The organism is Pseudoxanthomonas sp. P4_B2, from assembly GCF_056402315.1.
Map to the genome: position 1 here is coordinate 1 of NZ_JBFUHQ010000001.1, position 14,914 is coordinate 14,914.

Annotated in this window: 5 protein-coding genes and 1 tRNA gene; 4 read left to right on the plus strand and 2 right to left on the minus strand. The window is 63.8% G+C overall.

Annotated features, from left to right (window positions below):
• The first annotated feature begins 37 nt into the window (after nt 1-37).
• The 3 genes from AC1DTQ_RS00005 to AC1DTQ_RS00015 are packed head-to-tail and all read left to right on the plus strand — an operon-like array spanning nt 38 to nt 13,589.
• Complete coding sequence (locus AC1DTQ_RS00005; RefSeq protein WP_477846995.1) at nt 38-6,517, plus strand: OmpA family protein; 6,480 nt, start codon at nt 38-40, stop codon at nt 6,515-6,517.
• An 11-nt stretch (nt 6,518-6,528) separates the two neighbouring features.
• Nucleotides 6,529-10,212 carry a hypothetical protein gene (locus AC1DTQ_RS00010; protein WP_477846997.1) on the plus strand — a complete coding sequence of 1,228 codons (3,684 nt, stop codon included), beginning with the start codon at nt 6,529-6,531 and terminating at the stop codon, nt 10,210-10,212.
• Nucleotides 10,213-10,244: 32 nt separating this feature from the next.
• The gene (locus AC1DTQ_RS00015; protein WP_477846999.1) at nt 10,245-13,589 is read left to right on the plus strand and encodes a DUF6923 family protein; all 3,345 of its coding nucleotides are present in this window, start codon (nt 10,245-10,247) and stop codon (nt 13,587-13,589) included.
• Between the two features lie 212 nt (nt 13,590-13,801).
• On the opposite strand, the gene AC1DTQ_RS00020 is transcribed toward AC1DTQ_RS00015, so the two are convergent.
• Nucleotides 13,802-13,877, minus strand: a tRNA-Phe gene (locus AC1DTQ_RS00020).
• A 162-nt stretch (nt 13,878-14,039) separates the two neighbouring features.
• On the opposite strand from AC1DTQ_RS00020, the gene AC1DTQ_RS00025 reads away from it, so the two are divergent.
• Nucleotides 14,040-14,489, plus strand: a complete 450-nt coding sequence (locus AC1DTQ_RS00025; protein ID WP_477847001.1) for a DUF6491 family protein — start codon at nt 14,040-14,042, stop codon at nt 14,487-14,489.
• A 152-nt stretch (nt 14,490-14,641) separates the two neighbouring features.
• Here the strand turns inward: AC1DTQ_RS00025 and AC1DTQ_RS00030 are convergent, their stop codons facing one another.
• The gene (locus AC1DTQ_RS00030) at nt 14,642-14,911 is read right to left on the minus strand and encodes an oxidative damage protection protein (protein ID WP_477847003.1); all 270 of its coding nucleotides are present in this window, start codon (nt 14,909-14,911) and stop codon (nt 14,642-14,644) included.
• Nucleotides 14,912-14,914: the final 3 nt, after the last annotated feature.

The window sequence follows — 14,914 nt, forward strand, 5'->3', positions numbered from 1 at the left end:
CGGCTGCACGCCTACAGCCCAAACGATTACCTGCACCTTGAACGCAGGCGCGGCCATTGGCACGCACACCTTCGTCTATACGGCGACAGTCGACGCGGCGGCGACCACTTCGGTCAGCAACAGCGTGACCACGAATACCGGCAGTTGCGTCTCCTGCACCACGACCAACCCCGTTCTACCCAGAATCACGGTCAACAAGTCCGTGAACCCGGGCAGCGGCACGGCAGTGTCGGTCGGCGACACGCTGACCTATACGCTGACCGTGGACGTCGCCAACGCGGCCACCACCGCCAACGTGGAGCTGACCGACGTGTTGGGCGCCGGCCTCACCATCGGCACCGTACCTGCCGGCTGCACGCCTTCGGCTCAAACCATCATCTGCACCTTGAATGCAGGCGCGGCCATCGGCCAACACACCTTCGTCTATACGGCGACGGTCGATGCGACAGCGACCACCTCGGTCAGCAACAGCGTGACCACGAACACCGGCAACTGCGTCTCCTGCACCACGACCAACCCCGTTCTACCCAGAATCACGGTCAACAAGTCCGTTAACCCGGGCAGCGGTACGGCGGTCTCAGTGGGCGACACACTGACCTATACGCTCACCGTGGATGTGGCCAACGCGGTCACGGCGGTCGATGAGGTGTTGGAAGACACGCTGGGCGCCGGCCTGACAGTCAACGCCGGCAGCTTGCCTGCAAACTGCCCATCGGCCGGGCAGAGGGTCACCTGCACCCTGGGCGCGGGAGCGGCCATCGGCACGCACACCTTTGTCTACACGGCGACAGTCGACGCGGCGGCGACCACCTCGGTCAGCAACAGTGTGACCACGAATACCGGCAACTGCGTCTCCTGCACCACGACCAATCCGGTCACGCCAACGGTCACGGTCAGCAAGTCCGTGAACCCCGGCAGCGGCACGGCAGTATCGGTCGGCGACACGCTGACCTACACACTGACGGTAAACATCGCCAACGCCCCCACGACAGCCAACGTGGAGTTGGCCGACGTGCTGGGCACCGGTCTGACCGTAGTCGCAGGTAGCCTGCCAGCCAGCTGCACGCCTTCGGGCCAAACAATCACCTGTGCGCTGGTTCCCAGCCCGATCGGCACCTACACGTTCGTCTACGCCGCCACGGTCGGTACGAACGCGACCGCGTCGGTCAGCAACAGCGTGACCACGAATACCGGCAACTGCGTCTCCTGCACTACGAACAATCCGGTCGATCCGTCGATCACGGTCAACAAGTCCGTGAATCCGGGCAGCGGCACGGCGGTGTCGGTCGGCGACACGTTGACCTACACGCTGACGGTGAACGTGGCCAATGCAGCCACGACCGCGGCCGAGGTGCTGACCGACGTGCTCGGAACTGGCCTGACGGTCGTCGCCGGCAGCTTGCCCGTGGGCTGCACGCTTTCGGTCCAAACGATCACCTGCACGCTGAATCCCAGCCCGATCGGCATCTATACGTTCGTCTACGCCGCCACGGTGAGTGCGAACGCGACTACCTCGGTCAGCAACAACGTATCGCCCAGCAGCGGCGTTTGCGGAACCTGCACCACGACCAATCCGATTCTGCCCAGAGTGACGGTCAACAAGTCCGTGAACCCGGGCAGCGGCACGGCAGTGTCGGTCGGCGACACGCTGACCTATACGTTGACCGTTGACGTCGCCAACGCGGCCACCACCGCCAACGTGACGCTGACCGACGTGCTGGGCACTGGCCTGACTGTGATCGCCGGCAGCTTGCCCACCGGCTGCACGCCTTCGGGTCAGACGATCATCTGTACGCTGGATCCCAGTCCGATCGGCAGCTACACCTTCGTCTACGCCGCCACGGTCGGTGCGAACGCGACGACCTCGGTCAGCAACAGCGTTAGCACGAACACCGGCAACTGCGTCTCCTGCGCCACGACCAATCCGGTCGATCCGTCGATCACGGTCAACAAGTCCGTGAACCCGGGCAGCGGCACCGCCGTATCGGTGGGCGACACGCTGACCTACACGCTCACCGTGGATGTGGCCAATGCGACCACGACGGCGGCAGAAGTGCTGACCGACACGCTTGGAACGGGTCTCACAGTCGGCACCTTGCCTGCCGGCTGCACGCCTACAGCCCAAACGATTACCTGCACCTTGAACGCAGGCGCGGCCATTGGCACGCACACCTTCGTCTATACGGCGACAGTCGACGCGGCGGCGACCACTTCGGTCAGCAACAGCGTGACCACGAATACCGGCAGTTGCGTCTCCTGCACCACGACCAACCCCGTTCTACCCAGAATCACGGTCAACAAGTCCGTGAACCCGGGCAGCGGCACGGCAGTGTCGGTGGGCGACACACTGACTTATACGCTCACTGTGGACGTCGCCAACGCTGCGACTACTGCCAACGTGGAGCTGACCGACGTGCTCGGTACTGGCCTCACCATCGGCACCGTACCCGCCGGCTGCACGCCTTCGGCTCAAACCATCATCTGCACCTTGAATACAGGTGCGGCTATCGGCCAACACACCTTCGTCTATACGGCGACGGTCGATGCGACAGCGACCACCTCGGTCAGCAACAGCGTGACCACGAACACCGGCAGTTGCGTCTCCTGCACCACGACCAACCCCGTTCTACCCAGAATCACGGTCAACAAGTCCGTGAATCCGGGCAGCGGCACGGCAGTCTCAGTGGGCGACACACTGACCTATACGCTCACCGTGGATGTGGCCAACGCGGTCACGGCGGTGGCAGAAGTGCTGACCGACACGCTTGGAACGGGTCTCACGCTCGGCACCTTGCCTGCCGGCTGCACGCCTTCGGCCCAAACGATCACCTGCACGCTGAACGCAGGTGCGGCCATCGGCCAACACACCTTTGTCTACACGACGACGGTCGATGCGGCTGCGACCACCTCGGTCAGCAACAACGTGATCACGAGTACCGGCAGTTGCGTCTCCTGCACCACGACCAACCCGATTTTGCCCCGAGTGACGGTCAATAAGTCCGTGAACCCGGGCAGTGGCACCGCCGTATCGGTCGGCGACACGCTGAGATACACGCTGACGGTCAATGTCGCTAATGCGGCCACGACGGTGGCAGAAGTGCTGACCGATACGCTTGGAACAGGCCTCAATGTCGGCACTTTGCCCGCCGGCTGTACGGCGACCGGACAGGTAATCACCTGCAGCCTGCCTGCAAGTACTCCCATCGGCACCTACACCTTCGCCTATACGGCGACGATCGATGCCACGGCGACCACCTCGGTCAGCAACAGCGTGACCACGAATACCGGCAACTGCGTCTCCTGTACGACCACCAATCCGCTCACACCGACGATCACGGTCAACAAGTCGGTGAACCCCGGCAGCGGCACGGCGGTCTCGGTCGGCGACACGCTGACCTACACGCTCACCATGAATGTAGCCAACGCGGCCACGACGGTGGCAGAAGTGCTGACCGATACGCTTGGAGCGGGCCTCAATGTCGGCACTTTGCCTGCCGGCTGCACGGCGACCGGGCAGGTAATCACCTGCAGCCTGCCGGCAAGTACTGCCATCGGCACTTACACCTTCATCTACACGGCGACGGTCGACGCCACTGCGACCACCTCGGTCGACAACAACGTGGTGCCCAGTACCGGCACCTGCACCACATGCTCAACCACCAATCCGGTCACGCCTACGCTGACGGTGAGCAAGTCCGTGAATCCGGCCAGCGGTACCGCTGTGTCGGTTGGCGCCACACTGACCTATACGCTGACGGTCAACGTCGCCAATGCCGCCACGGTCGCTCCAGAAGTATTGACCGACACGCTGGGCGCCGGCCTCGTCGTCGGCACCGTGCCGGCGGGCTGCACGACGGCCGGGCAAGTGATTACCTGCACGCTCGCAACGGGAGCGGCTATCGGTACGCACACTTTCATCTATACCGCGACGATCGACGCCGCTGCGACCACCTCGGTCAGCAACAGCGTGACCACGAGCACCGGCAACTGCGCCTCCTGCACCACCACCAATCCCATCGTGCCGCGGGTGACGGTGAACAAGACCGCCGATCCGGTCAGCGGCGAGACAGTAGAGGCGAACGACATCGTCACCTATACAGTGACGGTAACGGTGGCTAATTCCGCGACCATCGCAGCGGTGTCGCTGACCGACACCTTGAGTGCGGGGCAGACGCTTCTGCCCGCTTCGATCCAACTCCCGGCCGGCGGTGCCTGCAATGCCGTCGCCAGCGGACTTGAATGCAGTCTCGCGGCGGGCAACACGCCCGGCAGCTACGCCTTCGTCTATCAGGTACGAGTGGACGCAGGCGCGACCGGCACCATTGGCAACCGTGTCGTCGCGTCTGGCGGCGGCGGCGAACCCGATTGCCAGAGCTGCAGCACCGAACATCGCGTCGCCGAACCCATTATCGACGTGACCAAGTCGGCCGATCCCGGTGGCGGCGCGATCCTGCATGTGGGCGATACGATCCAATACACGCTGACAGCGAACGTGGCCCAGGCCGCGACCACATCGGACTTGATCCTCGACGATACGCCGAGCGCCGGCTTGACCCTGGGCGCATTGCCGGCAGGCTGCACCCTCAACGGCGTTGGGCTGCGTTGCGTATTGCCGAGCGGCTCCACGCCAGGGACCTATACCTTCACCTATCCCGCGACGATCAACGCCAACACCGGCGCTACGGTGAACAACGTCGTGCTCGCCAATGGCGGCGGCGGCCAGCAAAACCCCCCGTCCTGCTCCACCTGCAGCATCGAACACCAGGTCGCCGACGCCTCGCAACTGCGCGTGGTCAAGACCAGCAGCGTGCGCGAGGCGCGGATCGGCGATCTGGTCCGTTACACGGTGACGGTCGAGAACGTCGGTTCGACCAATGTTCACGATGCCGATCTTGTCGATACGCCGCCGGCCGGGTTCACCTATGTCGACGGTTCGCTATCGGTCACCGATGGCGACAACGCCGCCACGGCCAGCGGCTACAACCCGATCCGGTTCGAAGGCCTGGATATCGATGCCGGCCAATCGGCGACCCTGGTCTATCTGATGCGGATCGGCGCCGGCGTGCGGCCGGGCGTGCTGATCAACCAGGCGCAGACCTATTCCAACGGAGGCACGTCGATCTCGAACGTGGCCACCGCGGAGCTGACGCTGGCGGCCGATCCGCTGACCGACGACAGCCTGATCCTGGGTACGGTATTCGACGACCGCGACGGCGACGGCTGGCAGGACAACGCCGCGCTGACCGGCGTGCGCATCCAGGGCGGCTTCGACGGCTCTGCTTACGTGCCGGGCTCGACCACGATCGACTGCGGCGACGGGCCGCAACCAGTAGCCGACGCCAGCGCGCCGCTGCTGCACGGCATCGCATTGGGCGACATCGGCGCGCGTCAGTCGCTCGCCGATCCGGCGCAGCGCCGGCAGATCGTGCTGCGTCAGCGCCTGAGCCGCCCCGATTTCACCGGCGATTTCGTGCTCAGCAGCAAACAAGGCGTGACCTTGCGCATGGACGCCACGGGTGCGACCACGCTCGCCACCGAAGGCGAAGCGGCCAAAGGCCTCAACGCCGCTACGCCGCAAGTCGAACGCCACATCGCTCAGGGCGAGGGCGGCTACGTGGTGGATTACGTCATCCGCAACGCCGGCATCGACGAACGCGGCATACCGGGCGTACGCATCGCCTCGGTCGACGGCCTGTTGGTCGAGACCGATCAGTTCGGCCGCTATCACCTGGCCGGCATCCCAGGCGGCGCGTGGGAACGCGGGCGCAACTTCATCCTCAAGGCCGATCCGTCGACGCTGCCGCCAGGCACGCAGATCACCACCGACAATCCGCTGGTCCGCCGCATCACACCGGGCTTGCCGGTGCGGTTCGACTTCGGCGCCAAGTTGCCGGTCGCGCTGATCCAGGGCGGTGAACGCAAGGTCGAACTGGAGTTGGGCGAAGTGATCTTCGCCGCCGGCAGCGCGCAGATACGTGAACGTTATCTGCCGACGATCGAGCAGATCGCCGCCAAGCTCGCCCAATACCAAGGTGGTGAGGTGGTGGTCAGCGCCGACGGCGAAAGCGAGAGTCTGGCTTTCGATCGCGCAACTGCAGTGAGGACCGCGCTATTGGCCAAGCTGCCTTCGGAGACGGCGAACGCGCTGAGCGTGAGCGTGCGCACGACGGTCAACGATGCGAAGAGCCTAATCGCGGGCGTGGGCCAGGGCGGGCCACGACTGGGCATGGTGTTGTTCGATACCGATCGCGAGACGATCCGGCCGGAGTTCGCACCCTTGCTCGATCGCATCGCCGCCTATCTGGAAACGGCACGCGGCGGCACGGTGTCGGTCGTGGGTCATGCCGATGTGCGTGGTGCGGACAGCTACAACCTGGCGTTGGGGATGCGGCGGGCCAAAGCGGTATACGAGGCGATCGCCCAACGATTGAGCCCGGAGGTGCGCAGTCAGGTGCGCGTGGAGCGCGTGGAATTGGAATCCAGCAACGGCCCGGCCCCTGCCGGCAGCAGCAAGTGAGGGGGCGGACCATGACCATCAAAATGAAGCTACTCGATTACACCTTGATCGGCCTGCTCGCGAGCATGCCGCCGCTGGTCCTTGCGCAAGAAGCGCAGGCCCCGACGGACTGCACCGGCGACGAGTGCAGTTCCGAAGAGGGCCTGCTGTTCCGGCTACGCACGCTGGGCGAACGCAATCCGGTGGTAGCGGGAGATGCCGCATCGTCAGCGGTGCTGCAGCCGGACCGCCGTGTCGATGTCGACATGGCCGCGCCGGGCAGGGCGACCGTGGCGGGCCAGTTCAATCTGCAACTCGACAACGGCGGCGTGATCTGGGCCACCGAGGATCCAGCGCTGAGCCAGCCGGAGCTGTCGATTTCCGCGCCCGGCTTCGCGGCGTTCGATGGTCGCTCTATCGTCAAGCCTGTGCAGTTCTACGTCCGCAGCAATTACTCGTCCTTCATCGAACGATATGAGTTGAAGGTCTATCGCGCCGTCGATAACGACCTGGTCGAACCGCTGGCAACGGTGCCGGTCGATGTGGCGGCCGTCGCCAATGCGGACTGGGACGGCGCGATGTTGTCCAAGTACCGCTTCCGCGCCGGCGACGAACTGGTCTACGTGCTGCGTGCCTACGACAAGGAAGGCCATTTCGACGAGACCCAGCCGCGCAAGCTGCAGCTGGTGACACCGGAAGAGGCCGACCGCGGCGGACGGCAAGTGCGCGACAGCGTCGAGAAGACGCTCGGCACCGCGCTGACCGTGGATCAGGCGCAGAGTCAGGAACTGATCGACGACGCCTTCTCCGGCAACGGTCTGCGTCAGCAGAACATCCCGATCTACGGGTCGCGCATCCGCGTTCAGGGCCGCAATCTGCCGCCCGGCTACACGTTGTCGATTAACGGCGACAGCTATCCGGTCGACCTGGAGCGTAAGTTCGTCGCCGAATATCTGATGCCGGTGGGCCGGCATGATTTCGAGATCGCATTGAGCGGCGGTAGCGACGGCCTGGGCGGCGAGCCCGCGAACGATCCGCAGGGCATCCACCACACATTGAGCGTGGACGTCACCGGCCGCTACTTTTTCGGCGTCGGTCTGGCCGACGTGACGGTGTGGCAGAACAAGATCGGCGGTTCGGTGGATGCATTCACCGGCGACAGCCGCTACGCCGACGACGTGATCAGCGACGGCCGCTTGGCGTTCTACGGCAAGGCCAAGATCAAGGGCAAATACCTGATCACCGCCCAGGCCGACACCACCGAACGCGACCTGGAACATCTGTTCGACGGTTTCGGCCAGGCCGAGCCGCAGGATATCTTCCGTCGCCTGGATCCGGACCTGTATTACCCGGTCTACGGCGACGATTCGACGACCTATCGCGACGTCGACACCATGGGCCGCTTCTATGTGCGCGCCGATTGGGACAAGAATCAGGCGTTGTGGGGCAATTTCAATACCGGTATCACCGGCACCGAATACGGCCAGTACGTGCGTTCGTTGTACGGCGCCGCATTCAATTGGCGCTCGCGCCGCGGCAACGCCTGGGGCGATCCGGGCACCGAAGTACGCGCATTCGGTTCCGAGGCACAGACCGCGCCCGGCCACAGCGAATTCATCGGCACCGGCGGCAGCCTGTATTACCTCAAGCACACCGATCTGCTGCCTGGCTCGGATGTCGTGGTGCTGGAGATCCGCGATGCCGCTACCGGCCGCATCGAGAACAGGGTGACGCTGCAGCGCGGCGCCGACTACGAGATCGACGAATTGCAGGGCCGTGTCCTACTGACGCGGCCGTTGGCCATGCTGACCCGCGAAAACCTGCGCAGCATCTCGCGCGACACGCCACTGGACGGTTACGAGCAGCGTCTGATCGCGGACTACGAGTGGGTGCCGTCGGACTTCGACGCCGACGAGGTCACCGCCGGCGTTCGCGGCAAGCATTGGTTCGGCGATCATCTCGGCGTAGGCGCGACCTACATCGACGAGAACCGCGCAGGTGAGGACTACACCCTGGCCGCGGGCGACATCACCTTGCAAGCCGGCCGCGGCACGTACTTGAAGGCCGAGTACAGCCAGACCGAATCGTTCAGCGCGCCGGTGTTCTTCTCCGACAACGGCGGCTTCACCTTCACCCAGCTCAACCCGGTCGGACCGCGCGAAGGCGAGGCGAAAGCGGTCGAGGCGCGGGTCAACTTCCGCGAGCTCGGCTGGACCGAACAAGACTGGTCGGCCGGCGCCTGGTGGCGCAGAGTCGGCGCGGGTTATTCGGTCAGCCGTTTCGATAATGGCCTGGACGTGGAAGAGCAGGGCGTTGAACTGCTCGGCCAATTCACCACCAGTCTGGGCCTGTATGCCCGCTACAGCCAAGCCGAGCGCGGTGGCGAGTCGCTGGATCAGACGCAGATCACCGGCGAATGGCGCGCCACCGATTCGGCCACCCTTACCGCCGAGTTGCGCCGCATCGAAGAAAAGCGGCTGGCGGGCGATGCGTCAGGCACGCTGGCGGCGTTGCGCTATTCGCAAAAGATCGGTACCTCGCTGGACCTGTACGGTACCGCCCAGTTCACCGTGGACGATGATGGCGGCAGCTATGCCGACAACGACGCGTACACCGTAGGCGGCAAGTACCTATTCGGTGACCTGTCGACGGTCGGCGCGGAGGTCACCCATGGCGACCGCGGCGATGCCGCGCAGGTCAACGCCGAATACCGACTCAACCCCGAGCATTCGGTGTACGGCAGTTACACCTATTCGACCGACAGCACCCAATACGATTCGTTATTCAACCCCAGCCGTCAGAACGGTTGGACTCTGGGCCAGCGCTGGCGGCTGTCCAACCAGGTCAACCTGTTCAACGAAAGCCAGTTCCTCAAGACCCGGCAGGAATCCGGTCTGGCGCATACCTTCGGCATGGACTTCTATCCGTCGCAAGGTTGGAACCTGGGCTTCACGCTGTCCGATGGCGAGTTGATCAACAGCGAAGGCGGCGAAGTCGATCGCCGCGCAATCAGTCTCAGCGGCGGCCGCACTTCGCCGGACACCGACTGGCAGAGCAAGTTGGAGTGGCGTCGCGACAGCGGTTTCGAACGCCGCCAGCAGTGGGTCAGCACCAACCGTCTGCTGCACAAGATCAACGAGAGCTGGCGCATTGCGGCGCGCTTCAATTATTCCGACACCGACGACGAGATCGACCCGACCGCCGGCGCCAAGTTCATCGAAGGCAATTTCGGCTTCGCCTGGCGTCCGTGGAACAGCACGCGCTGGGGCATGTTCGGCCGCTATACCTATCTTTACGATCTGTCCACGCTGGGACAGGTCAACGGCACCACCTACGACCAGAAGTCGCAGATCCTGTCGCTGGAAGGCGTATACAAGCTGGACCAGCATTGGGAATTCGCCGGCAAGCTGGCGCGGCGCGAGGGTGAGGTTCGTTTCGGCCGCGGCATCGGTCCCTGGTTCGATTCCGGTAGCACCTTCGCTTCGGGCCAGATCCGTTACGAACTGCGCACGCAGTGGCATGCGCTGGCCGAATACCGTTGGCTGGATGTGAAAGACGGTGGCACGCGCAGCGGTTATCTGGTCGGTCTGGACCGCGATATCAACAAGAATTTCCGCGTAGGCGTGGGCTATAACTTCACCGATTTCAGCGATGACCTCACCGACTTCGATTACGACCACAAGGGCTGGTTCCTGAATATCGTGGGCTCGTACTGATGCGTGTTTGGGACAAGGAAATGATCAGCGATATGAAAACGAAACTCGTAGCCGCAGCCTCGTGCGCCGTAGTCCTTGTCATGGCGCTATGGAGCGGCAGCGCGCAGGCGCAGATCGCATTCCGCGAAACCTTCGGTGCGGGGGTCAATGCCACTCTGCCGACCGCGCAGAGCACCGCCGACGGCAACTGGCTCAGCGGTGCCTGCTTGAACGGACAGATCGTCGCCACCGGGGGCGACTCAGCCTCCGACGGCGCCGCGTCGTCGCGTTACCTGTACCACAACACCGCAACCTGCGCCTACACCGCGGGCCAGGCGGCTTGGCGCACCGTCTCCGCGATTACCGTGGAGCCGAACAAGAGCTATGTGTTCTCGTACTGGACCATGGTGGTCAATCAGGTCAGCGATCCGATCCTGAGCCAAGTAGTCACCCCCAATGCTGGCGGTGGGATCACTGTGGTCGGCACCATTACTCCTGGCTATCCAGGGACCAACAACACTTGGATCCGGCGTCAGATGGTCTTCACCACGAACGCTGCCACCACCTCGGTCAACCTGCGCATCAACAACGGCAACACGCTCTCCGCCGGCAACGACTTCGGCATCGACGATGTGATGCTGGCGCCGATGCCGACGGTGACGCTGACCAAGACCACTCAAAATGGTGCGGGCGGCGCATTCGACTTCACGCTCACCAACACGGTGCGCACCGCGGCCACGGTCACGACCGCCGCGGCCGGAACGCCTACCGTGGTGGACGGCGACGCCAACTTGACCGTCACCGACTTCACCGCTTCAGCCCTCGGCGTGGCCATCACTATCAACGAATCCACGTTGCCGACTCTTTGGTCGTTCGGATCGGCCAGCTGCACCAACTCCGCCGGCGCCACCGTCGGAACGCTGAGCGGTCGGCAGATCACCATTCCAGCGGCTGCGGTGGTGGCGGGAGAGGCGTTCGAATGCGCCTACGTCAACAGGACCCAGCCCAGCTTCGGCACCTGCACTTCCACCATGTATCTTGGCGTGGGCGGTCCGACTCAGCTCCATAGCATCAACACCAGTACCAACCCGCTTACCTATCCTGCGATAGGTTCGCCATATTCTCCTGCCTACAACGCGATGGGTTACGACCCCGCAAGCAATTACATTTTCGCGACGATATGGGACACCGCCACCAGTAGCTACCGCCTGCTGCGCATCGCCAGCAACGGTGTTGTAGAGGACACCGGCGCCATTGCGGGCGGCGGGATCAATGCCAGCGGAACAGGAATAGCTTCGGGCGAGGTGGGCGCGGACGGCTTCTATTACATCAAGGACAACGCCACCATCAATCAGCTGTGGCGGGTCGATCTCAGCACCCGGACCTCCACCCTGATCACGCTCAACCAAGCCATCGCGTCGGCGGATCTCGCCTGGTACAACGGTCGGCTTTACGCCCAGGACAACGTAACCGGCCTGCTCAACGCCATCAATCCGACGACCGGAGCAGTAACCGCGATCGGGCCTTCGGGATTCATAGGGGCTACCGACGCTTTTGGTTCGATGATGGGGGCCAGCAATGGTGTTTTCGGCCGTCGCAATAGCGGCGGGTTCTACAAGTTCGACACCACGACCGGTCAGGCCACCTTGATCTCCGATGCGCCGGCGGGCGCCGGCGACGGCGCCAAGTGCGTTACCACGCCGGTGGAGTTCGCGGTCGATCTGGCGATCACCAAGACCGACGGCAGCAACATCTATACGCCCGGCAACAACGTCAGCTACACCATCGTGGTCAGCAACAATGGCCCTTTCGGCGTGCAGAACGCGCAGGTGACCGACCCGTTGCCCACCGGCATCACCACCGCCAATTGGACTTGCGGCAGTGCTACCGGTGGCGGCACCTGCGGCGTGCCCAATGGCACCGGCGCGATCAATACCACCGCCAACTTGCCGGCGAACAGTTCGGTGACCTACAGTCTGACGCTGTTCGTGCCCTCGACGTTCTCCGGCAACCTGACCAATGCCGCGACAGTGACGGCGCCGAGCGGCTCGCCCGATGCCAATACCGCCAACAATACGGCCAGCGATACCGATACCCAGTTCCCGCTGCCCCCGGGCAATGTCGCCACCATCAGCTGCATCAGCGGCGGCGCGATGTTCAACACCGCTTACGACGGGGCCGGTGGCAGGAAGACTTCGGGCGCGGACAACTACTGGCAGGTCGCGCTGACCACCACGCCAGTCACCGGCGCGCCGCCGGCGGGACTGACCTACGCGGCTGCACAGGTCGCCACCGCGCCGCCGGCTTCTTACGTCGTCTCGCCTTACGGCAACGCGAACTGGATCTCGAATGCAGCCAATGCGCTCCATCCCGGCCCGGGCAACTACGACGTCTTCTACCGCTTTCAGTTCAACATCGCACCCGGCGTAAATCCGGCGATCATGGCGCTGGACATGCAGTTCTACGCCGACAATTCGGTGTTCGAAGTGTGGGTGAACGGCAATGCGCAAGGCGTGCATTCGAATTACGGCGCCGCCGATCCTTACTTCTACGCCGGTTTCGTGGCCGGCGGCCAGGCCGCGGGCGTTCTGAATGGACCTTGGCTGAGCGGACTCAACGAGATCGTCGTGCACGTCAAGTCCGGCCCCGGCGCGCAAGCGTTTCTGGCGCAAGTGCTGCCGCCTGCGGCGGTGTGCGCGCCGGCTACGATTGCCCTAAACAAGACGTCGCGATTCGTCACGGGTGGTCCGTTCGGCTTCGGTCTGATCAATACCAGCCAGGCCACCGGCACGGTCAGCACCGCGACTGCCGATGTTCCGAACCAGGTCGACGGAAACACTGCCACTGCCGGCACCACCGAACCTTTCAGCGTCGTCACCTTCGGCAGTGACGTGGTTATCACCGAATCGTCCTTGCCGACGGGGTGGAACCTCACCGACGCCACCTGCACTTCAGGCGGCGTCGCGATAGGCGGCCGCGCGGGCAGTGCGTACACCATCCCGGGCGGCGCGATCGACAGCAGCGCCGAGAGCTTCGAATGCACGTTCACCAACACGCCAACGGTGGATCTTCGCATCGACAAGTCCGTTGCGGCGGCTACGGTGCGGAGCGGCGGCAAGGTGACGTACACGCTCACCGTCAGCAACGATGGTCCGGGTCCCGGCGATGGCGCCGTGATTAGGGATCCGGCGATTGCCGGCGTGGACTGCAGTGCCGGTCCGCCTCCGCAAGAGCCGGTGCCGCTGACTTGCGGCAGCGCCACCGGCGGCGCAATCTGTCCGGCGTCGCCCACAGTGTCGGATTTGCAGAACACGGGTTTGACTATTCCGCTCCTACCCGCCGGTGGTTCGCTGCAATTGACCTTGATCTGCACGGTGACCGCCAGCGGCCAACCTTGATCATGCTGCGGTCGAGCACCGACCGCACTGTGACGTCTTCCACAGGAGTAGGAAGCGCTCGTTTCTCGATCCTGCAGTCGAGTTCGCGCTCGCGCTTGCCCTGAAATCCAATGGGGCGACGCCCGGCCGGACACGGGCTCCCACGGCAAAAACAAAAAAGGGCTTCCAGCACGGGAAACCCTTTTATTTCAATACATTGGATGCCACCAAAATGGTGGCCGGGGAGGGAATCGAACCCCCGACACAGGGATTTTCAATCCCTTGCTCTACCGACTGAGCTACCCGGCCACTGCACCCGCGGCCAAGCCGAAGTGAAGGGCGGCATGATACGCGGGGCAGGGGCTGCGCGGCAAGCCGCCCGTGCGCTGAACATGCGGCGGGAGGGTGGGTTTTGCTTCAACTTCAAGCGCGCATCATTGCGGCGAATCCCTCCGCAACTTGGAGCAAAGCATGAAACGCACGTTCTTATTGCTGGCGCTGACGCTGTCGCTCGGGGCCTGCAGCACGACCCGGATGACCAATGCCGAAACCTTGACCCTGTACAAGTCCCATGCCGGCGCACCGGTCAAGGACTTCCAATATTTCGGCCATATCAGCGGCTGGAGCCCATTGGGCGACAGCGCGTTGACGGTCTGGACCAAGCCGAATCAGGCCTATCTGTTGGAACTCTACGGCCCCTGCACCGACCTGGACTTCGCCCCCGCGATCAGCATGAGCAACATGGCGGGCAGGGTTTCGGCGCGCTTCGACAACGTGTACGTGCACGGCGGCGGCGCCAGCAGCATCCGCCTTCCCTGCCGGATCGAGACCATCCGTCCGCTGGATGTGAAAGCACTCAAGCAGGCGCAGAAGGAATTGCGCGAAGCGCAAATGGTGGAACGGGAGGCGGCGAGCAGTTGATCAAAGCCCCTCTCCCAACGGGAGAGGGGTTGGGGTGAGGGTGCGGCGAAGTCCGCATGTTTGTACGACATAGACTCCGCCGTACCCTCATCCGCCCCCGTATCAAGTACGGGGCAGGCTCTTCGGGCACCTTCTCCCGACGGGAGAAGGGTTTATGCCTCAGGCACGTAGCCTGCCGGCTTTTCCGCATCCCCCGAGAACAGGAATTTCTCCAGTTCCGCCTCCAGGAACGCGCGATGCTTGGGGTCGCGCGGCGATAGGCGGTTCTCGTTGATCAGCATGGTCTGGTGCGCCAGCCACGTCGCCCAGGCGGACTTGCCGATATGCGCGTAAATGCGCTGTCCCAGTTCGCCGGGATAAGGAACGAAATCCAGACCCTCTGTCTCACGCTTTTCGTATTCGCAGAAAATGGTTCTTGGCATGGC